Genomic DNA, 20,306 nt, shown 5'->3' on the forward strand with positions numbered 1-20,306 from the left:
GATTATAAATGCTTTGCTGCCCGGCAATGGAATATTTTGCGTCAACTCTATTTTGCTGTTCAGGTTAATAGGCCAGCAGCACGTCGCGGACGTTTTCCATGAGCCACATAGGGGTAGAGGTAGCACCGCAAATGCCAATGGTGTCGCCAGGGGTAAATAGGTCCGGCGAAAGCTCTTCTACCTTGGAAATAAAATACGTATGCGGATTGGTATTTTTGCAGACCTGGTAAAGCACCTTGCCGTTAGAAGACTTGGTACCCGAAACAAATACAATTTTATCGAAGCGGCTGGCGAAAACGCGCAAATCCTTATCGCGGTTAGAAACCTGGCGGCAAATGGTGTCGTTGGCATCTACCGCGTAGCCTTTTTCTTCGAGGTAATTTTTTATTTTATAAAAATTATCGGTGCTTTTGGTGGTTTGGCTGTACAGGGTAATATTGGGAGGTAACTCGTGTTGCAGCAGCTCGTCTATATTTTCGAATACCACTGCCTGATTATGTGTCTGGCCCAGCAAACCTTTTACTTCGGCGTGGCCGTGCTTGCCGTAAATATATATTTTCTCTTGCTTGTCGTAAGAAGTTTTAATGCGGTTTTGCAGTTTCAACACCACCGGGCACGAAGCATCAATTAAATTCAGGTTGTTTTCGAGGGCAATCTGGTAAGTAGCCGGCGGCTCGCCGTGCGCCCTTATGAGAACGTGTTCATTTTTCAAACCCCGGTAGGTTTCGTAATCTATAATGCGCAAGCCCTTTTTCTCCAGACGCTCCACTTCCTCATCGTTATGCACAATATCGCCCAGGCAGTATAAATAGCCTTGCTCCGCCAAAATATCCTCGGCCATTTGAATGGCATAAATTACGCCAAAGCAAAAGCCGGAATTGGGATCGATTTGTACCTGGAGGTTATACATACTGGTTAAACCACTAAAGCATTATTTTGTTTAGCCTTTCGGCGCCGCAGCCACTCGTACACCGAGATGGTGATTAAGAGCATTAGCATCGAATACATGGTATCTTCGATGGGAATGGTTGTAAGGCGCACGCCCAGGTTATAATTATTGTTATACAGCACCACCGGTAAAGCGGTTAATACCCCGTTTACCAGTAGGAATGGTATTAAATGTACGAAATAAGTAACGTAAAATCTACCTAAAACCTGGTTTTTTAAAAGCCGGTAGTGCAGTAATTGCATAACACTTAAGCCTAAAAAAGTAATAGAAGTATAGAGCCTCGGCAGGAAAAATAAGCCCAAAGGAATTAAAACTATTACAAGCGCTAAAGATAATCCTGTGGCATACGGCCGAAAGAAATCTTTGGGAATATACGCGTTAAGGCACTCATAAATAAATACGCAGGCGTAAGGCACCGTAATAAAAAACAATATTTCTTCTAGTGGTAACCCAAAGAAATAAATGCCTAATAAATATTCGGGGTTAAAGTCCCACACGCCCAAGTGGGTAAAATAAATATCCCAGATAATAAATATCAACGCGTTCACGGTCATAGCCGGAAACAGGTAAGGCCAATTTTTGTAAAAGGCTACCCGCTTATCAAAAGACAAGACCAACGGAAAAAAAATGGTGAATAAGTTTAAGTACAAATAAATATACATCAGGCTTTCAGGTTATAAAGTAGTTTCTTTTCCTGTTCGGTTAACCCTTCGGGGTGTTTTAATAAAAAATGCCGGATGGCCTGGTAAACATCTGCTTCAATATCAGAATTCGGGTACCGGAACAAGCTGTTCAGAAATATCTTTTTATCTTCTTCCAGGTGGTGGCTCATGTTTAAATACCGCGGAATAAAAAACTCCAGCGAGTACCGCAGAAAACGCACCTCGGCTACCAGAGGATGTTTTTTGATAACTTCATCAAAAAGCTGAGAAGAAGTGCGTAGATGTTTTATTTTAGCATAAGGCCCCCACGCAAATTTGGCCAGCATGCCCTGCGTACCGGCCCTGAAACCCAGCACCACCGGGTCTTGCCCTTTGTAATTATGCAAGTGCCGGGCCAGCCTCTCGCAGGTAGCTTCGTCTTTCGCTCCCTTCTCGTAAAGCCGGCGCAGGTCTGGCACCTGGTAGGTATATTCTGTTTGAAAAAATAAACTCGTAATTGTTAAGCAAAAAGTAAGTAGTAATAAATGCACGATAGGTTAAATTGTGTTAAAACGGTACCGCAGGTAAGACCCCACCAATAACGCCAATTTGGTGTTATCGGGTACTCTTACGCGTTCCGACAGAATTCGTGCCGCCGGCAGGAGCTGAATTTTGCGAAAAAGCTTTAAATAATAGATATAAGCCAAGTAAACCCCCATCCGGGCCGACCTCGGCAGTTGCAAAATACCTTCGTAAGCCTGATCAAAGTCGTTTTGAATATCCTGTTCAATGGCGGCTTTGCAATTATTATCGAACGAGGCAAAATCTATTTTGGGAAAGTAAACCCGTCCCCGTTCTTTGTAATCGCTTTTCATGTCGCGCAGAAAATTTACTTTCTGGAAAGCCGCGCCTAAACTGCGGGCCGGGGCTTTCAGTTTCTCGAACAATGCTTCGTCGCCTTCGCAAAAAACCCGTAAACACATTAGTCCCACTACTTCGGCCGAGCCGTAAATATATTCGTCGTACAAATCTTTGTTATAGCGCTGTTCCAGCAAATCCATGCGCATACTTTTCAGAAAAGCATCAATATAGGTTGAATCGATTTTGTACTGATGCACCACCGCCTGGAAAGAATGTAAAACCGGATTTAAACTAATGCGCTTTTGAATAGCCTCGTAAGTGCAGGACTCAAAATCGTCGAGTAAGTCGGCTTTGTTATGCTCATGAAACGTGTCCACAATCTCGTCGGCGAACCGCACAAAACCATAAATACCATATATGGGATAATGGAATTTTTTATCGAGGGTTTTAATACCCAGCGTAAAAGAAGTGCTGTATTGCTGGGTTATCAGCTTGCTGCATTTGTAGCTAGTCTCGTCAAATAACGCCATCATGGGTCAATATCGTTTAAGTACGTCATATAAAATTAAAATATTACCCTGCCTGCCATTTCTCCTATGTGTTTATCTTAATAAAACAGGCATTTAAGTTCTAAGAATAAGCCAACCCGATTTCGTGGGCCACCACCTGCCCCGATATAAGCGAGGGCGGCACGCCTGGCCCAGGCACGGTTAACTGGCCGGTATAATATAAGTTTTTAACTTTTTTGCTGTGTAAACCGGGCTTTAAAATGGCCGTTTGCATTAAGGTATTGGCCAAACCGTAAGCATTGCCTTTAAAAGCATGGTAATCGCTGATAAAATCCTGGTGCGCGTAGCTGCGCTTGAACACCACGTGTTCCCGCACCGCTTGCCCGGTTAAACGCTCCAGCCGTTGCATTACCAAATCATAGTATTTTTCGCGGGTGGTTTCGTTATCTTCCAAATCCGGTGCTACCGGAATCAGGATAAATAAATTTTCGCAGCCGGGCGGCGCTACCGAAGCATCGGTAACCGATGGCGCAGACACGTAAAACAGCGGGTTGGTGGGCCACTTCGGATTCTCATAAATTTCGCGGGCATGCGGCTCAAAATCCTCGTCGAAAAACAAGTTATGATGCTGCAAATTTTTCACCCGTTTGTTTATGCCCAGGTAAAATATTAACGACGAAGGCGCCATAACCCGTTTTTGCCAGTAAGCCTCCGAATAACTCCGCTGGGCCGGCAACAACAATTTTTCTTCTACGTGGTGATAATCGGCCCCGGCCACTACAATATCGGCCGCAAAAGAGTCAGTGGCGGTAATTACCCGGGTTATATTTTTCTTTTCAGTTTCAAACGAAGTTACCTCCTGGTTGTAAGCAAAAGTTACGCCTTGCTGCTTTGCCAAAGCTTCCATGCCTTCCACAATTTTATACATACCGCCCATGGGGTACCAGGTTCCCAAAGCAATATCAGCGTAGTTCATCAGGCTATACAGGGCCGGGGTATTTTGGGGCAAAGCCCCCAGAAACAGTACCGGAAACTCCATCAGCTTGATTATTTTGTCGTGCCGGAAAAATTTACGAACGTGCCGGTGCATCGACTGAAAAACATCTAACCGGAAAACATCCAGCATTAATTTCCAATCCAGAAATTCGGTTAAGGAGCGACCGGGTTTATAAACCAGTTTATTAATGCCTACTTCGTACTTGTAAGCAGCCTGTTTCAGAAAAGTTTTTAAGCGGGCACTGCTACCGGGCTCCAGCGACTCAAATAATTGGTAAAGCTGGGGCAACTGCGCCGGTATGGGCATGAAATCATCTTCACCGAAGATAATGGTGTAGGACGGATCCAGGCGCTGCAGTTGGTAAAAGTCGGCGGTGGTTCTGTTGAATTTATTAAAGTATTTTTCAAACACATCGGGCATCCAGTACCAACTGGGCCCCATATCGAAGGTAAAGCCTTGGGCAGAAAACGAGCGGGCACGGCCTCCCGGCCGGTCGTGTTTTTCGAGCACCGTAACCCGAAAACCACTTTGCGCCAGACTCGTAGCGGCAGCCATGCCGGAAAAGCCGGCCCCTATTACCACTACATTTTTCTGCGCTGCCATAAGTGTTAAACCAATATTAAGAATGCTAGATTACGCAAATCCGGCCCGGAAAGGCCATAATCAAAAAAGAAATGTTTATAAAAGAACTTAAACAACCGGATTATAAACCCGGAGCTTATCTTTTAGCTCCTTACGGGCAATGTGGATGCGGTTTTTTACCGTACCAATCGGAATTTGCAGGTGTTCAGCAATTTCGAGGTATTTATAACCGGTATAATACATCATAAAAGGTTTCCGGTACTCATCGTTCAGGTGTTCAATGGCCTGGTTAATGTCGTTCAGGGCAAAGCTGGAAACAGCGTTGTTTTGCGCCACAAAACGGTCATCGGTGTTCAGGAAAGTTATTTGGTCGGTATTATCGAGGGTAGTGCTGCGCTTGGTAATTTTATTATAATTATTAATAAAAGAGTTGCGCATAATGGTATATAACCAGGCTTTCAAATTAGTCCCGGCTTTAAATTTTTCTTTGTTCTGCAACGCTTTCACCAGGGTTTCCTGAATCAGGTCCTTGGCATCGTCTAAATCGCGGGTAAGATTAAGGGCAACGGGTTTTAGGGAGTAAGAGAGGGTTTGAACCTGGTTGGTAAATTCAATTGCAGTCATTCTGTTTAGAGTTAATAGCCAATCACTAAACAATAATACTAACTTTATTTAAATAAGTTGCTATTATGTTTAACTTTTTTTTACACAGATTAAACAAAATATTTTTTTTGGCTATTCCAGGTTCGTCCTACACCCTTAACATACGTTTTTATCGGGTTCTACAGACATAAAATATTGATTTTAAGTTAAATAAAATTTAGTAGGCAAATATAAACCCGGAAAGCACCCATCCGGAAAGTAAAAAAAACAAGAGAGAATAAATTTATAGTAGTATTAAGGGGTTGGTTCGCGGCAATGATTTGCGTCTGGCTGCGCTAACCTGAGTTTTGTGGCGAATGCTAAATAAGCAGCCCGACTTTTCCCTGGAGGTAACAGATCCTTCGGCAAACGCCGGAAAGCCACCAGCATACTTTAAAGTGCCAGTACTGTTTTATAAGAATATTATTTAGACACGTCCTGAATGTGCCCGATAAATTCCGGCAAAGAAGTTATGCGCACAATATTGGGAGGAAAGATGAGATGTTCGAATTGTACCTGGTGACCGGCCAGGTAAACAATAATTTCGTTGGCCAGACAGGCTAAGCGGTTAATATAATCCTGTACTTTGTCGCGCTCGGGCATGTAAGTAAAGGCCGTACATATAAAATGGGGCTTATAAAAATTTACGCAAATTTCTAAATCCGGGAAAGGCAGATTCTGGCCCAGATACATCACGTGGTTGCCCCGGCTGCGGATAACGTAATTACTAAAAAGTAATCCAATTTCGTGCAGCTCCCCTTCGGGCAAATACAATAAAAAACGCTGGGATGTTAGCTTTTCCGGAATCACCTGCCCGTCGATGGCTACCAATAACTTCTGCCGGATCAGGTTGCTGATAAAATGCTCGTGCGCGGGGTTAATGCTGCCGGTTTGCCACAATAACCCGGTTTTTACCAGAAAAGGACAAATAATATCGAGCATGGTTTTCTCCAGACCTCTTTGCAGAATGGCAGTGGTCAGTAGTTTATCAAACTTCTGCTCATCCATTTCCATCATGGCCAGCAACAAGCCATTTAACTGCTGCGGATAAGCGATGTTGCCTTGGGTCAGCGTGAGCACTTCGTCTGCTATTGCCTGCTCCGACATTTTGGCAATGCGCGATATTTTATATCCCTGTTCGTTCAGAAAGGAGATATTCAGAATATTTTTTAAATCCGTATCGTCGTAAAAGCGGATGTTGGTCTCAGTGCGTTTGGGTTGCAGAATACCGTACCGTTGTTCCCAAATACGGATCGTGTGCGCTTTAATGCCTGATAAATGCTCCAGTTCCCGGATTGAATATTGCGCCACGTTCGTTTAATTATTTTTAATTTTCTTTTTGCGGGCTAACGCAAAATATTTAGTTGGTACCCATAACATACCAAATACCTCGGAGCCTTCGCGCCCGGTGGTTTTATGGTGTACCTTGTGGCCAATGTTAAGCGCTCTTAAATAAGTATTAGAGGTATTTTTAAATATTTTAATGCGCCGGTGAATAAAAATATCGTGCACCAGAAAATACGTTAAACCATACAAACTAATGCCCGTGCCAATCCAGAAGCGGTAATCCAGGTTTTCGCTGCCGTAAATAAAAAACAGCATAGCCAACACACCATAATACAGAAAAAACAAATCATTTTTTTCAAAAACATGGTGGTGCCGCACATGGTGTGAGCGATGCAAAAACCATAAAAAGCCGTGCAAAATATATTTATGGGTAAACCACGCCACCCCCTCCATGAGCAAAAATGTGCCTAACACGATGCAAATATTGGTGAGCATACTTTTACAACCTTAAAGTATTTAATATGTTTTTAATTCTACTTTAATTTTATTTTAATAACTACAGGTTTACCACCAGAATTTTTCTTTCTGTAAAAAAGCCGCCATACCGCGCTGGCAATCGGCTGTGCCGCGGGCCAGCGCATTCATTTCGGCGGCGTAGTGCAGTCCCCGGTTCAGTTTCATGTCGGGCAACCGGTACAACATTTCTTTTACCATCTCCATACTCTGGGCCGAATTTTCCCGGCAAAGCTTTTGGGCAAAATCGAACACGGCCTGGTTCAGGTCGGCGGCCGGAACAATGTTATTAATTAAACCAATTTCCCGGGCTTTTGCCGCCGACACCAAATCGCCGGTTAATAATAATTCTTTTGTGCAGGCTTCGCCAATTTTGCGCAGCAGAAAAACACTGACAATGGCCGGCACGAATCCGATTTTTACTTCAGTATAACCAAAATTAGCCTCCGGCACCGAAAACACCAGGTCGCAGATAGAAGCCAACCCGCAGCCCCCGGCAATGGCGTGGCCGTGCACTTTGGCTATTACAACTTTTTTAAGGGTATAAATTTGCCGGAATAATTGCATCAGGTGCGAAGAGTCGTACAAATTCTCGTCGAACGTATTCTGGGCCAGGGTTTGCATGTAAGCTAAATCTACGCCGGCGCAAAATACCTCGCCGGTAGCCTGCAATACCACTACTTTGCAAGATTCGTCGTTCTCGGCAAAATCAAAAGCGTGTTTTAACTGGCGCACCACTTCAAAATTGAGGGCATTCCTCTTTTCGGGGCGGTTTAAAGTTATGTAGCCCACCCGTTCTACCACGCTGTACTGTACGTATTCCATTTTCCCGAATTTTAATTTTTAAGCGGCAGCAACTGCACCAGGGCGCCGCTTTTGTTTAGATTATAACAATTAATACCGGCTTTGGTTAATTTCTGTTCCACCCGTTGCTGATAAGGCCGGCTGTTGGTGCCATCCAGGATTACGGTGGTATTCTTTAAGGCAGGCGCCAAGGCATCTACCGCCAGATAAGGCCGGTTAGAAACCAGCAAATAGGTAGGTTTTACTTTCTGCAGCGTTTGTGCATCCAATGGTCGGCGGCAAAGCAGTATTTTTACACCCTGCCACTGCAGTAACTGGTTACCATCGGGCAGTTGCATAGCCGGAATGGTTTCAGGGATTTTTTTTCCTAAGGTATCGGTGTGGGTAACAGTAAGGCCTAACTCCTGCCAATGCGGCTGAATAATATACTGATGATTTTTCGGATTAGTGTAAAAAGCGCTGTCGGCGAGCAGTTGGCCCTGATGGCCCGAGATAAAAGCCAGTGCAGTAGCGCGGGGCACCTGGTATACCACTAACAACTGGTTAGCCTGCCGCTGATTAGTCGCTTTAATTTTTAAGCTCGAAAAAAGCAAGAACACCCCCGCAAATAAAGAGAAATAAATTAATTTTTTCCGGGCGAAGAACAAACCCAGCAGGCCTAGCAAGCCATACAACACCCACGTTTGCAGCGTTGTCAGGCTGATGCCTTCTATCACCGGAAATGGTGCCTGCAGCAGCCAGGCATTGCTTTCGTGCATAAACCGGAGCAGCCCCGTTAAAACCCAACCCAGGAAAACCGGCACCATGGGCAACCAGGAAAGCGCCAGCAACAGCAAACCCACCACCAGCGCCCCACTCGATACGGTAATAGCCACCACATTAGCCGCCAGAAAATAAACCGGGAACTGGTGAAAATAATAAAGCGTGAGCGGCAGCGTGGTTAGTTGGGCAGCCACGGAAGCACAAAGCATTTTCCAGAGAAACCGTGCCACGTACGTTTCGGGAGCCAGCCAGCTCTCAAATATCGGGCTGAAATACAAAATGCCCAGCACCGCCAGAAACGACAACTGAAAACCCACCTCTATTAAAAAATAAGGATTGTACAGCAGCAGGAAAAAGGCGGCGGCGGCCAGCGTATTGTAAATATTGGTTTGCCGGCGAAAGGTTTCGGCCGCCACCAGCAACAAAAACATACCTACCGCCCGCAGTACCGAAGCCGACAAAGCCGTAACAAAGGCATAGGAGCCAAAAATACCCAGCAGTACCAGAAACCGGAACCATTTAAAACCGCGCTGCCGGCTCCATTTACCCAGCAAAAGATTAAGTACGTAAAAAATAACGCCCACGTGCAAACCCGAAACAGCCAGTACGTGCATGGTACCCGACTGGGAATAAGCAGCTTTAATATCTTCGGGCAGAAAATCTTTGATGCCCAGCAACAGGGCCGCCGCTACGCCATATTCCCGCTCCGATGGCATAGCCGCCCGTAACCGATCATCTAAATAATTCCGGACTCCAATGCTCCAGGCCTTTAACCTATTACCCGGCTCGTACCCCACTTGTATGAACCAAGGGCCCGGCAAATATTGCTGGTAATATACCTGGCTGTTGGCCAGATAACGGCGGTAATCAAACTGGGCCGGGTTCAGGGGTGGTTTTACCGGCTCCGGCGCACCTTTTACCAGCAGCACCGCGCCGTAACGGAACGGCATTATCTCCTGCGCCCGCTTTATTGTTAGCCGCACTTTACCCGCCGCCGGCTGCCAGGTTCCCGCCCGTTTTACGGCTTTAACTTGAATAATAGAACTAACCGAGGTAGGTTTTTGGGTAATGTAATCATCCACCACCCCCACATAATGGCTAATAGCATCGTTGGATGGTGCTAAGTTTACAGGCTGTTGTCGGGAAGTGAAGGTATGTGTAACCAGGTAACCGGCCGCCGCGAGCAGCAGCATACCCGTAATACCCGCCAGGTTATTCAGGTGCACCGACTTGTTTTTCCGGGACAGATAATACAGGAATAAATATAATACCAATAACAGCCCGGCGAGCAGACTGACCGGCAAAGCCAATTCATTCGCCTGCAAATAAGTTAAAATGCCGGCGCTAAAGAAAAAAATAAGGCGTAAGAAAGGATAAGGCCCCCACCTAATCACGCAGTATCATTTTAAAATGCTCAATATCGCACTCGGTAAATAAATCGCCAACGGTTTCGAAACCATGACGGGTGTAAAACGCAACGGCCGGCAACTGGGCGTGCAGGTAAACCCCTTTCTCGGGGTGCCTGGCTTTTACGTCCTGCAGCACCTTGTGGAGCAAGTGGCTTCCTACTTCTTGGTTCCGGTACGCGGGCAAAACGGCAAAACGCTCCAGTTTAATGCCTTTATCGGTTTCCCGCCAGCGCGCCGCACCACAAGGTATTCCGTTGCAGGTGGCTAAATAATGGTGCGCGGTTTTTTCGTACTGGTCGTATTCGTCTTCACTGGGCACACCTTGTTCTTCCACAAAAACTTTCTCGCGAATGGTAAAAGCGGCGTCCAGGTCGCGGATGTCTTCTATTTTACTTACCAGAATTCTGTTTTGCACTTATTTTAATTAAATTTTTAATGATGTAATACGTAAAATTTGCTCTTTTGTAATGGGGAAGTAAGGCTGTAATTTAGGTCTTTTGAAAGATTACATCTTTCAAGGTTTAGGTGCTAACTAGCTTTACATGCCTAAGAAGCCTCCCGCCCGGCGGGGCCCGTTTGTTCACTCGGGCTGCTCATCTTTCCTTTCCTCCTGCGTCGGAATGCTGCGCACCGGAAACCCAGAAGAGCATCTTCCAAAAGGCCCTCATCGCCCAAACTGATGTAGTCTGCCTGTAGATACTGCCATTCTGGTCAAATATTATTTGGCGTACAGCATGGTTTGGTAGGGCAGAAACCGGTAAAATCAAAACTGTCATTCTAAAGGAAATTTATTGGCACGTGGCTAATAAATTTCCTTTAGAATGACAGCTTAGATACTAAAAAAATTTACTCGCCGGTGTTCGCGCTTTCGGCGGTGCGGTAGCTGTTGCGGGGGCGGTAATCTTTATCCCGCTGGTTCCCGTTGCTGCTCAGGGCATTTTCTTCGGCTTTGGTATAAGCCTCAATAATTTCGCGTACCAGGCGGTGGCGCACCACGTCTTCCGGCTTCAGTTCTACCATTACAATACCCTTCACGTCGCGCAGAATATGTATGGCCTCTATTAAGCCCGATTTCTGTTTCGTTGGTAAATCTATCTGCGAGCGGTCGCCGTTAATCATTACCTTCGAGTTCGGGCCCATCCGGGTCAAAAACATTTTAATCTGCATCGGAGTGGTATTCTGAGCCTCATCGAGCAACACAAACGCATTGTTCAGGGTGCGGCCGCGCATATACGCCAGCGGTGCTATTTCAATTATTTTGTTTTCGTAATAATATTTCAGCTTCTCCACCGGAATCATGTCTTCCAGGGCATCGTAAATCGGGCGCAAATAAGGGTCTACTTTATCTTTCATATCGCCGGGCAAAAAGCCCAGGTTTTCACCAGCTTCTACAACGGGGCGCGAAATAATAATTTTCTTAACCTCCTTGTTTTTTAAAGCCCGCACCGCTAATGCTACCGAAATATAAGTTTTACCAGTTCCGGCCGGCCCCAAGGCAAACACCAGGTCGTTTTTATCTACGGCATCTACCAGGCGCTGCTGGTTCGGACTTTTGGCTTTTATTACGCCACCCTTGCTGCCGTACAACAAAACATCCTGCGACGACGGGTGCGGAATTTCGTCTGGCGCGTCCAGGTCCGGTGATATATATTTATCCACGTTGGTGTGGGTTATTTTGCCAAATTTATGATAGTGCTCGATGAGCGAAGAAAGAATCTCGTTAATCTTCGTTATTTCGGGCGTCTTACCCTGAATTTTTATTTCGTTGCCCCGCGAAATAATCTTGCTGCTCGGAAATGCGGCCGCGAGTTGCTTAATATTCTGATTCTCAATTCCCAGAAAATCTATCAGGGATATATTTTCCAGGGTTATAATTTTTTCTACCAAATTACTTCAGGTCGTTAGCTTGATGAATGAATTTATTTCTTCTAAAATATTTCTACTTTTGCAATTAACAAATATTGTGCAAATTTAATTCGTCTTTATGGCTTTGATTACGTTTTTATCTGACTTTGGATATACTGATCACTACGTAGCAGCTGTTAAGGCAAGTATTCTGAAAATAAGCCCCCACGCTCAGATTCTGGACATTTCGCACCAGATTGAACCCTTTAATATTGCCCATGGCACCTACGTGCTGCAGTCTGTTTTTCAGGACTTTGCCGAGGGTACGGTACACCTGGTGGCCGTCGATTCGCAGGGCAGCGCCGATGGCCGGTACCACGCCATAAAGTACAAAAATCATTATTTTGTGGCCGCCGATAATGGCATTCTGTCATTACTGACCGACTCGCAGCCCGAGGTGGCAGTAGACCTGGATGTAACCGGCGTATTGTCGCATCCGGCCAAAGAAGTGCTGGGCCCCGCCGCAGCTTTCCTGGCCCAGGGCGGCGACATTCGGGAGCTAGGCCAGGAAACCACCGGAATGCGCGAACTCCTGAACCGCCAGCTCCGCCTCAGCGACCACAGCATTACGGGCCACGTAATTCACGTAGACCATTACGGCAACCTGATAACCGATATTACCCAAGATAGCATTGATGCCATTGGCCACGACCGCCACCTGACCATTCGGTTTGGCCGCGAAACCGTAGATCGTATCAGTCCGAATTATAATACCGTAGACGAGGGCGATAGTGTATGCGTTTTTACGAGCGCCGGACGCCTGGCCATTGGTATTAACAAAGGCAATGCCTCCGAATTACTCGGCCTCCATTACGATTCGCGCGTAGATATCAACTTCTACCCGGCAACTTAAGGATTGATTGCCGCTTATTATTACTTAGTTGTTGAATATTGGTGGTTGGTTGTAAACCGGAAGTGATTAGTTGCAGCAGCCTGGTTGCTGAAAGCTAAAACTACTTCCTGACAACTAACACCAAAATACTAAACCCTGAACCATGCAAAATTATTTCGAGTTTTACGGCATTCCGGAGAGCTTTTTGCCCGACGAAAAACTGATTAAACAAAAATATTACGAACTGAGCCGCCAGTTCCACCCGGATTTTCACGCGAACGCAACCACCGAAAAGCAAAGCGAAACCCTGGCCCTTTCCACGCTGAACACCAACGCTTACCGCACCCTCAGCCACCCCGATGCCCGCATGAAATATATGCTGGAGCAGCATGGGCTATTGGAAGAAGGCAAAAACAACGAACTGCCCGCCGACTTCCTGATGGAAATGATGGAAATAAACGAGCAACTAATGGAGCTGGAGTTTGACTTTGACGAAGCCGCCTTTAAAAAAGTAAGCCGGGAAGCTACCGGCCTGGCCGCTACCCTCGATGCCGATATATTACCCACGCTGCAGCAATACCCTATGCTCGAAGGTTTTACGCGCGACGAAGCCCTGCAACAGGTAAAAACTTACTATTTAAAGAAAAAATACTTGTTGCGAATTCAGGAAAGTTTATCTAAGTTTGCATCCCGATCCTGAAAACAGAGCCTCTAATTTGGTCAGTTCGACCCCGGCTCTGGGTACTGTTGGATTGGTGACTACCTGCCCAGATGGCGGAATCGGTAGACGCGTTGGTCTCAAACACCAATATCTTCACGGATGTGCCGGTTCGACCCCGGCTCTGGGTACAAAGCCTTGTAAGTTAATAACTTGCAAGGCTTTTTTTGTTTTCGGGATAATTTGCAGGAGCCATTTACGCAATAGTATAAAACAGCCTTACTTAAATATTCATGCCATTCAGTTGGTTGGTATTGTAGAGTAGAATATATTAACTAATAAAAGACAGATATTTAAAGTGTCAAGTGATAACACCTGACACGGCAAAATTACTAAAAACTCATATATGGATTTTATACCTTACTCTTTAAGAAATAGAATACCTACGGATGTCTATACTTATGATTCATTTACAGAAAAGTTTAAAAACCAAATTATTCTAATTGCACGGGATTTCTTTTTTGATAATGTTTTTAATTATGCTGGGGAAGATTATATAATTGAACTTCATGATATGATTTGTCATGCGCATGGCAAATTATCTCTTCCTAAAGTAGGATATAACAGTGATACAATTCTTGGTAGAATTGAAGGTTATTTTAAAGAATTAAATCAACCAGAATTAATACTTGATATAATTGAATTCTATTGCGTCGAATTTACAGAAGCTGATGAATGCACAAAAGCGCAGTTCGGGCATCTTAGCACCTCAACTTTAGTGGAGGATGCCATTAGTAAGATAAATAGAAGATTTAAAGAAAATGGGTTAGGATATGAGGTTGTAAATAATGAAGTCATAAAGATTGATTCCCAAATATTACATTCTGAGGTTGTCAGACCGGTTCTACATTTCATACATAATGAAGTATTCAAAACAGTTGATAATGAATATAGGCTAGCATACGAACACTACCGACACGGGAACTTCCCAGATTGTTTATCAAACTGCGGCAAAGCTTTTGAATCAACGTTAAAAATTATTTGTGATAAGAAAGGCTGGGTTATTAAGCCAGGAAAAGAACAAGCTAGGCACCTTATTTTACTGTGTTTAGAAAATGATTTAATACCAAAATACCTTCAAGAACATTATACTAGTCTAATAAAGGTATTTGAAAGCGGTGTTCCAACTATTAGAAATAATGATGGTGGCCACGGCGCAGGAACAGAACAACGAAATATTCCTGAATACTATGCTAGCTATATGCTTCATTTAACTGGAACTTCAATAAAATTATTTACCGATGCCTACCTGGCAAGTATTTGAAAAAATGAAATCGGTTTTGCCGCCGTGTCAGGTTTTATCACCTGACACTCACCCCAGCTGTTTGTAGTCTTTCGCAGGAGACTGCAAATTTTAGATTAAATTAGAAGTCTCCGACTTCTTGCCAGTTGAAAACTCGCCTTTAACTAGGCCCAATCTACACCCGCTGTTTTAAGTCCTGAAAAAACAGTAAAAGAGCCGAAAATAAAGCTTAGGTTATGAATTTAATATTTTCTATATTTCTTCGCAACCACCTTTAAACTAAGCCCTTATGACTTCTTTAACCGGCAAAAAATATTTACTCCTGGTCGGGCTGGTACTTGCGGGTATTAGCTGTAAAAAAGATACCCTGGCGGTAAAAACCACGCCCGATTCCGACAACATCACCAATGCCCGCCCCACCGCGCCCACCCCGGCTCCAACCGTGGCCGTTACCGATTCTACTTACAACCCGGATAATACCACGCTTACACAAGGCGGCTGGACTTTGTATTTCGAAGATAATTTTGACAACCTGGATTTAACCAAATGGAACATCTGGACCGGCGGCGCCTTTAACAATGAGTTACAATATTACCAGCCCCAGAATGTAGCCGTGACGAAGGGTAAATTATTAATATCAGCCAGAAAAGAAACCGTAACCGGCCCTACTACCCCCTTTGATACCACACCTAAAACCTTTCAGTACACCTCGGGCCGCCTGGAAAGTAAAAAGAATGTATCGGCCAGTACTGCTACGCCCCGGGTACGGATGATGGCCCGGCTTAAACTGGCCAGCGGTTACGGCATGTGGCCGGCATTCTGGAGTTACGGCGACCCCTGGCCAACACAGGGCGAAATTGACATGGTGGAAGCCCGGGGGCAGGAGCCTACTAAATACCAGACCAACTACTTTTACGGCAAAACGGCTAACCGCAACGTGGTACGTAACGCTACCGGCTACCTAACCGCCGACACCGACTTAACCGCCAGCTACCATGTTTATGAACTGATTTGGGAAAAAGATAAGCTCACCTCTTACCTGGATAGCAAATTAGTGGAGGAAAAAACCAGCGGCGGCTACATACCCAGTTTGTTTGGCAAATCCGAAAGAATTACTTTAAACTTAGCAGTAGGCGGCGGCTTCTTCAATAACCTGGATCCGGCCCAAATTAAAACCGGCACTTTTTACATCGACTGGGTAAAAGTATTTACTGCCTTATAAGCGGCTGCCTAAAAATAATGGTTGCCCGCCTCCTAAGCTACCTCCCTTAAAGTTTAGGACGAAACCCGGGCTTATCTACCCGGTAGCATCACCATTATTTAATTGCGGTTGGCAAATAGTAAATGAAAAAAAGGAAGCCAAAATGACTTCCCTTTTCACTTAAAAAACCAAAAAACATTAACTGCAAACCAATAAATATTAGTTGTTGCAGCTAACGTAGTAAATATTTGCAAATATATAATTTTTGATATATATTAAAAATTATTTTCCTAGTTTTGAATATTACCCAGGAGTAAATATTGCCCTTGATAAAAAACTTTATGATTGTTGTGCTGGAAAGATGCTTTAATTAGAAAATCAAGAAGGTAATTTACCCTTTGCTGCTTGTAAGGCTATTTAAATATTCATTTTTAAAAGGTTAAAGAGTATATTTAAGGATGATACCTAACGTACCCTGGTATAATATGGTAAGTGTCTGCTTTTTAATAATCGTTAACGCCCTGTAAAACAAAAAGCCGGTTAGCAGTAGTGCTAGCCGGCTTTTTGTTGTTTAAACGAAGGCAATAATTATTTTACCGCTGCAAAAGCAATCGTTTATGAACAACCTGGCTGCCATAGGTGAGTTTGGCTAAATATACGCCGCTGGCATATTTACTGCCATCCCACGAAACCTCGTTGTGCTGACCGGCTTTGGCCGCTCCTTTGTATACGGTTTCCAGCAAAACACCCTGTAAAGTGTATATTTCAATCGCGGCTGTCTCGGCAGTTGCTAAGATAAACGACAGGTTAACGGCTTTTCCGAAAGGATTCGGATAGGCATTAAAAGAAGTATTCCCATCGGCTACTTGCTCCAACAGCGTAGTTGCGGGGTTTTTACCCGATAATAGGTTATTGGTGGCCGGTACAAACGGCGCTAAGCGGTTACCGCCAATGGGCCGCTCTAGGGCGCCATCCGGCAATTGCCAGCCTACTGCTAAATTATCTTCGGCATAGGCGTCTTTGTGCAAGGCCTCAATGTAGTACCGTTTGCCGGCTTCCAGCCGAATAGCTGCTGATTTTTGCGAGGGGTATCTATCCCACTGGCGCGAATCGGTCCAGCCGATTATTTCGGCAATTTTGCGTTTATTGCCCGGGTTAGCATCCGTGCTGAGCCACAGTTCAACGTTATCGTCGCCGGAAACAAAGAAGGTATAATTACCAGTTTGGGGCGGACAAACATAACCCCGGATGCGGCTGCCGTAGTAATCGCGAATATTTTTCGGACTTTCAAATAAAGTAAGCTGACTGGTACTTGATGGCGTGGTATTTACCGGAATGGCTGATACCGCATTACCATTGATATTATTCCATTGCTCCCGTAAAATAGTGCCCGTGGCCGCACAGTTGCTAGGAGCAGGGGCTGGGGCTGGCGCTGGTGCCTGCTCCGGAGCCGGTGCAGAGGCGGCCGCAAACGGCGATAAACGGCTGCCGGCAATTGGTCGCTCCAGGGCCCCGTTCGGCAACTGCCAGCCTACTGCCAGGTTGTCTCCCCCATTACCATCTTTCTGTAAGGCCTCGATGTAGTAGCGCTTGCCGGCTTGCAAGGTAATGATTGCTGATTTCTGAGAAGGAAATTTATTCCACTCGCGGGAATTTGTCCAACCCGATAAGGAGGCAATTTTGCGTTTATTACCCGGGTTTTCATCGGTGCTTAACCACAGTTCAGAATTATCGTCGCTGGCGATGAAAAAGGTGTAGCTACCAGATTGCGGCGGGCAAATATAGCCCCGGATACGGCTGCCGTAATTATCCGCTATGTTGGTTGGCCCCTCAAACAAAGTAAGCTGACTCGTAACGGATGGCGTTGTGTGTACCGGAATAGAAGCAACGAAGTTACCAGCAATGTTATTCCATTGTTCGCGCAAAATGGTACCTGTAGCCAAACAGTTACTGGGAGCCGGGGCAGGTGTCGGCGTGGAGGATGTGCCCGTGGCAAGTGTTATTATTATCCGTTTGTAAGATACCAAAGCCGGCGATCCGGTATCGGTTACCTCTAATATAATGTGCAGCGTTTTCGGGCTATCGACAGTTGGCGCTACCAAACTAGCCGTTTTACTACTGCTATTCTGAATATTAACCGTGTGCGGGTAAGTGCCTGCATCTTTGTATTGCCACCACCGGTAACTTAAGCCGTTACCATCCGGATCGGTGGTGCCATTAGCATCTAAGGTTATGGTTTGTCCGCCTCTGGCGGTCAGGTTTTCGCTTACATTAAGCTTAATGTTGGGCTTATGGTTAGCGCCGCTAAAGCTACTGGCCACGCACCAGTCCATCCGGGCCTGAAAATCGCGGTTTGCTTGTTCAATCCATCTGGTCAAAGGCTTTTTTACATCGCCGTCATCCTGGGCATCTACGTAAACATTGGCCAGATTAGGCGCCTTCACGAAACGACCACCCCAGCCCCCATAAGTAGGATTTTCGTGGTTCCGTAAGCCATTATTCAGGGTGTATAAAAAAGCCGGCGTATCGCCCTCGCTTACGTACACTTGCGGATAAAGTGCTCCCAGCGGCCCATGGTTATTTTTTATATGCCAGGTTATAAAATTAGCGGTATGTGGTAAGCTGTTGTAATCCCAGGTACCAAAAAAGGACCTGTTGTACACCATGGTAACTTTTGGGTGGTAATTTTCAATGTAATTTCCGGCATCGTCCTGGTACCAGATATTATACATCACCACTTTCGAGATGGCCCGGTCGTATTCGGACGGATACTCTTTTTTTAACTTGTAAAAAGCTCTGGCTGCCGTATTGCCACCGCCCCAGGCCTGAATATGCACCGGACTAGGATCCGGGTTTAACAAAACCTCTACAATCCGGTCTGATCCGGGCGTATTGGGCCAGTTATCCGGTTTATAAACAACGCGGTGGCCGGGATTTTCCTCTATATACAACAGACCATCCAGGTGGCTGGGATCTTCATCCCCTACAAAACTTTTACGCCGGATTTCAGCAGCCGTTGGGTAGTTGGGGTTGTGCTTAATCAGGTTCGGGTACACGCGCTCGTAAGCCGTTATCTGCTTTTCCAGCCAGTCTTCCCGGCTATGCCCGTGGCGTTGAAACACCGAATTTGTTTCGATAATAGCCTGCAGATTAACTTCACTGGTATAAAGTAAAAACCGGATCATAGAACTATGATCATCAATTTCGCCATCGGTCATTACAATTACACGGGGTCTGTCATTAGCTATAGCTCCATTCGTCCATAACAGGGCAGAAACGGAAAGCAGAAAAAGTATAAATGTTTTATTCATAACAAGTTAGTGGTTGGTTCTTAGGTTGTTTTTGGTTGGTGATGCAAAGTTTAGCGTCCTTTGGATGCCGTACATTTAGGTTTAAGGAAACATCCGGTAGTCAGAGGGTTGTATCAATGGCATTCTGAAAGCAGGAGGTTTCCAATTTATGCAGGTAGGCAGATCAGAAACGGGAAGGCTTTTTATTAAAAGGCAATTTATCCGACCGCTTATATTACTTACTGTCAGCATCGTGCTATTATGTTGATTTAAATAGTCGGTACCAGCAGGCCTTTCAGCTAAATCTATCATAAGGTTCTATCAGGTTAAATAATTCTATCAGGTTAAGTAAATTGAATAAAAACCACTTACAAAAATTATCATTTAGGCTAAAAAGTCATTACAAAAGAATTTAAGTTTAAAACAAGCATCAAAATTTCAATATTTATACCGTTATTGGTAAATCCATTTTAAACAAGTTAAAGCTTCAGCTATCACCATAAGTCCATGTCTAAACGCAGGATTTTATTATTTATTCCACCTTCATAAATGTTCTTGTATAGAGCATAGTTAATTTAAATTTTTCTTCATCTAAGCTGACAAATATAGAGGCATAATTTTTAATCCGCCAAAAAAACACCTGAAAGATTATATTATTTTTCAATATTTTGTACTTTATTTAAAAATTTCGAACTTAAATAAAGTTGGTTTTCTTATTTATGGAGTCATCAGATATTACCCTTTAAGACTATTCCTATACCCATTTAGGTAATTAAAGTAAATTCACACTTTAGAGACTTAAAATAACTATAATCTTATAAAATAAGATGATTAATTCACAACCAAATCTCTCTAAAAAAGCATCTATATTATTTTACATTTTTATAGATTAACGAGCAAGAAACTACCACCTGATTATAGCTGAGCAAAATTTGTATTTTTTGGCTATTATTCTCAATTAGCAGCTTTAAAAGCACTTTATGATAACCGTTTGATATAGGCTAAAATTGGAAAGGAGGAATTAAATCTAATCCTGTTCAAAATTTGGCTGGGAGCACTACTAGGCAGGGGAAATAGTTTAAACATCAACTAAAACACCGCTGCTTGAAATCTGCCGCAGGACGTCTACAATTTTTTAGTTAAGAAGGAAAGTTTCCGATT

17 protein-coding genes and 1 tRNA gene are annotated in these 20,306 nt (G+C 44.5%); 5 read left to right on the forward strand and 13 right to left on the reverse strand.

Annotated features, from left to right (window positions below; all coding sequences use genetic code 11):
* Nucleotides 1-64 precede the first annotated feature (64 nt).
* The 12 genes from AAE02nite_RS05820 to AAE02nite_RS05875 all read right to left on the reverse strand — a co-directional run bounded on the left by AAE02nite_RS05820 (nt 65) and on the right by AAE02nite_RS05875 (nt 11,843).
* On the reverse strand, nt 65-910 hold the full coding sequence (locus AAE02nite_RS05820; RefSeq protein ID WP_146895877.1) for a 4-hydroxy-3-methylbut-2-enyl diphosphate reductase: 846 nt from the start codon (nt 908-910) through the stop codon (nt 65-67).
* Nucleotides 911-915: 5 nt separating this feature from the next.
* Nucleotides 916-1,611 carry a lycopene cyclase domain-containing protein gene (locus AAE02nite_RS05825; protein WP_146895880.1) on the reverse strand — a complete coding sequence of 232 codons (696 nt, stop codon included), beginning with the start codon at nt 1,609-1,611 and terminating at the stop codon, nt 916-918.
* Nucleotides 1,611-2,069: a hypothetical protein gene (locus tag AAE02nite_RS05830; RefSeq protein ID WP_146895882.1), complete on the reverse strand. Its 459-nt coding sequence runs from the start codon at nt 2,067-2,069 to the stop codon at nt 1,611-1,613. The genes AAE02nite_RS05825 and AAE02nite_RS05830 overlap by 1 nt, the downstream gene beginning before the upstream one ends.
* Nucleotides 2,070-2,147: 78 nt before the next feature.
* Nucleotides 2,148-2,984: a phytoene/squalene synthase family protein gene (locus AAE02nite_RS05835; protein WP_146895884.1), complete on the reverse strand. Its 837-nt coding sequence runs from the start codon at nt 2,982-2,984 to the stop codon at nt 2,148-2,150.
* Nucleotides 2,985-3,081: 97 nt separating this feature from the next.
* Nucleotides 3,082-4,560 carry a bifunctional phytoene desaturase/3,4-desaturase gene (gene crtID / locus AAE02nite_RS05840; protein WP_146895886.1) on the reverse strand — a complete coding sequence of 493 codons (1,479 nt, stop codon included), beginning with the start codon at nt 4,558-4,560 and terminating at the stop codon, nt 3,082-3,084.
* 87 nt (nt 4,561-4,647) lie between these two features.
* Complete coding sequence (locus tag AAE02nite_RS05845; RefSeq protein WP_146895889.1) at nt 4,648-5,163, reverse strand: RNA polymerase sigma factor; 516 nt, start codon at nt 5,161-5,163, stop codon at nt 4,648-4,650.
* A gap of 441 nt (nt 5,164-5,604) precedes the next feature.
* Complete coding sequence (locus AAE02nite_RS05850; protein WP_146895891.1) at nt 5,605-6,492, reverse strand: MerR family transcriptional regulator; 888 nt, start codon at nt 6,490-6,492, stop codon at nt 5,605-5,607.
* Nucleotides 6,493-6,498: 6 nt separating this feature from the next.
* Complete coding sequence (locus AAE02nite_RS05855; RefSeq protein WP_146895893.1) at nt 6,499-6,963, reverse strand: sterol desaturase family protein; 465 nt, start codon at nt 6,961-6,963, stop codon at nt 6,499-6,501.
* A 69-nt stretch (nt 6,964-7,032) separates the two neighbouring features.
* Complete coding sequence (locus AAE02nite_RS05860) at nt 7,033-7,806, reverse strand: enoyl-CoA hydratase/isomerase family protein (RefSeq protein WP_146895895.1); 774 nt, start codon at nt 7,804-7,806, stop codon at nt 7,033-7,035.
* An 11-nt stretch (nt 7,807-7,817) separates the two neighbouring features.
* Nucleotides 7,818-9,872, reverse strand: a complete 2,055-nt coding sequence (locus tag AAE02nite_RS05865; protein WP_170252526.1) for a ComEC/Rec2 family competence protein — start codon at nt 9,870-9,872, stop codon at nt 7,818-7,820.
* A gap of 61 nt (nt 9,873-9,933) precedes the next feature.
* On the reverse strand, nt 9,934-10,371 hold the full coding sequence (locus AAE02nite_RS05870; protein WP_246150826.1) for a GNAT family N-acetyltransferase: 438 nt from the start codon (nt 10,369-10,371) through the stop codon (nt 9,934-9,936).
* 431 nt (nt 10,372-10,802) lie between these two features.
* On the reverse strand, nt 10,803-11,843 hold the full coding sequence (locus AAE02nite_RS05875) for a PhoH family protein (protein WP_146895899.1): 1,041 nt from the start codon (nt 11,841-11,843) through the stop codon (nt 10,803-10,805).
* Between the two features lie 97 nt (nt 11,844-11,940).
* Here AAE02nite_RS05875 and AAE02nite_RS05880 point away from each other — a divergent pair, with 97 nt between their 5' ends.
* The 5 genes from AAE02nite_RS05880 to AAE02nite_RS05900 all read left to right on the forward strand — a co-directional run bounded on the left by AAE02nite_RS05880 (nt 11,941) and on the right by AAE02nite_RS05900 (nt 15,876).
* A complete protein-coding gene (locus AAE02nite_RS05880) occupies nt 11,941-12,714 on the forward strand; it encodes an SAM hydrolase/SAM-dependent halogenase family protein (RefSeq protein ID WP_146895902.1) in 774 nt (257 codons plus the stop codon).
* Nucleotides 12,715-12,856: 142 nt separating this feature from the next.
* Nucleotides 12,857-13,393 carry a Fe-S protein assembly co-chaperone HscB gene (gene hscB / locus AAE02nite_RS05885; protein ID WP_146895904.1) on the forward strand — a complete coding sequence of 179 codons (537 nt, stop codon included), beginning with the start codon at nt 12,857-12,859 and terminating at the stop codon, nt 13,391-13,393.
* A gap of 65 nt (nt 13,394-13,458) precedes the next feature.
* A tRNA-Leu gene (locus tag AAE02nite_RS05890) sits at nt 13,459-13,542 on the forward strand.
* A gap of 215 nt (nt 13,543-13,757) precedes the next feature.
* Complete coding sequence (locus AAE02nite_RS05895) at nt 13,758-14,675, forward strand: abortive infection family protein (protein ID WP_146895906.1); 918 nt, start codon at nt 13,758-13,760, stop codon at nt 14,673-14,675.
* A 268-nt stretch (nt 14,676-14,943) separates the two neighbouring features.
* Nucleotides 14,944-15,876, forward strand: a complete 933-nt coding sequence (locus AAE02nite_RS05900; RefSeq protein WP_146895908.1) for a glycoside hydrolase family 16 protein — start codon at nt 14,944-14,946, stop codon at nt 15,874-15,876.
* 572 nt (nt 15,877-16,448) lie between these two features.
* Here the strand turns inward: AAE02nite_RS05900 and AAE02nite_RS05905 are convergent.
* Nucleotides 16,449-19,166 carry a nucleoside hydrolase-like domain-containing protein gene (locus AAE02nite_RS05905; protein WP_146895910.1) on the reverse strand — a complete coding sequence of 906 codons (2,718 nt, stop codon included), beginning with the start codon at nt 19,164-19,166 and terminating at the stop codon, nt 16,449-16,451.
* Nucleotides 19,167-20,306: the final 1,140 nt, after the last annotated feature.

The organism is Adhaeribacter aerolatus (genome assembly GCF_007991635.1).
In the GTDB taxonomy this organism is placed as follows: Bacteria; Bacteroidota; Bacteroidia; order Cytophagales; family Hymenobacteraceae; genus Adhaeribacter; species Adhaeribacter aerolatus.

Coding starts and splice junctions, on each gene's coding strand:
- AAE02nite_RS05900 (WP_146895908.1), top strand. CDS start 14,944: ATGACTTCTTTAACCGGCAAAAAATATTTACTCCTGGTCGGGCTGGTA.
- AAE02nite_RS05860 (WP_146895895.1), bottom strand. CDS start 7,806: ATGGAATACGTACAGTACAGCGTGGTAGAACGGGTGGGCTACATAACT.
- AAE02nite_RS05835 (WP_146895884.1), bottom strand. CDS start 2,984: ATGATGGCGTTATTTGACGAGACTAGCTACAAATGCAGCAAGCTGATA.
- AAE02nite_RS05880 (WP_146895902.1), top strand. CDS start 11,941: ATGGCTTTGATTACGTTTTTATCTGACTTTGGATATACTGATCACTAC.
- AAE02nite_RS05895 (WP_146895906.1), top strand. CDS start 13,758: ATGGATTTTATACCTTACTCTTTAAGAAATAGAATACCTACGGATGTC.
- AAE02nite_RS05845 (WP_146895889.1), bottom strand. CDS start 5,163: ATGACTGCAATTGAATTTACCAACCAGGTTCAAACCCTCTCTTACTCC.
- AAE02nite_RS05825 (WP_146895880.1), bottom strand. CDS start 1,611: ATGTATATTTATTTGTACTTAAACTTATTCACCATTTTTTTTCCGTTG.
- crtID (WP_146895886.1), bottom strand. CDS start 4,560: ATGGCAGCGCAGAAAAATGTAGTGGTAATAGGGGCCGGCTTTTCCGGC.
- AAE02nite_RS05905 (WP_146895910.1), bottom strand. CDS start 19,166: ATGAATAAAACATTTATACTTTTTCTGCTTTCCGTTTCTGCCCTGTTA.
- AAE02nite_RS05855 (WP_146895893.1), bottom strand. CDS start 6,963: ATGCTCACCAATATTTGCATCGTGTTAGGCACATTTTTGCTCATGGAG.
- AAE02nite_RS05820 (WP_146895877.1), bottom strand. CDS start 910: ATGTATAACCTCCAGGTACAAATCGATCCCAATTCCGGCTTTTGCTTT.
- hscB (WP_146895904.1), top strand. CDS start 12,857: ATGCAAAATTATTTCGAGTTTTACGGCATTCCGGAGAGCTTTTTGCCC.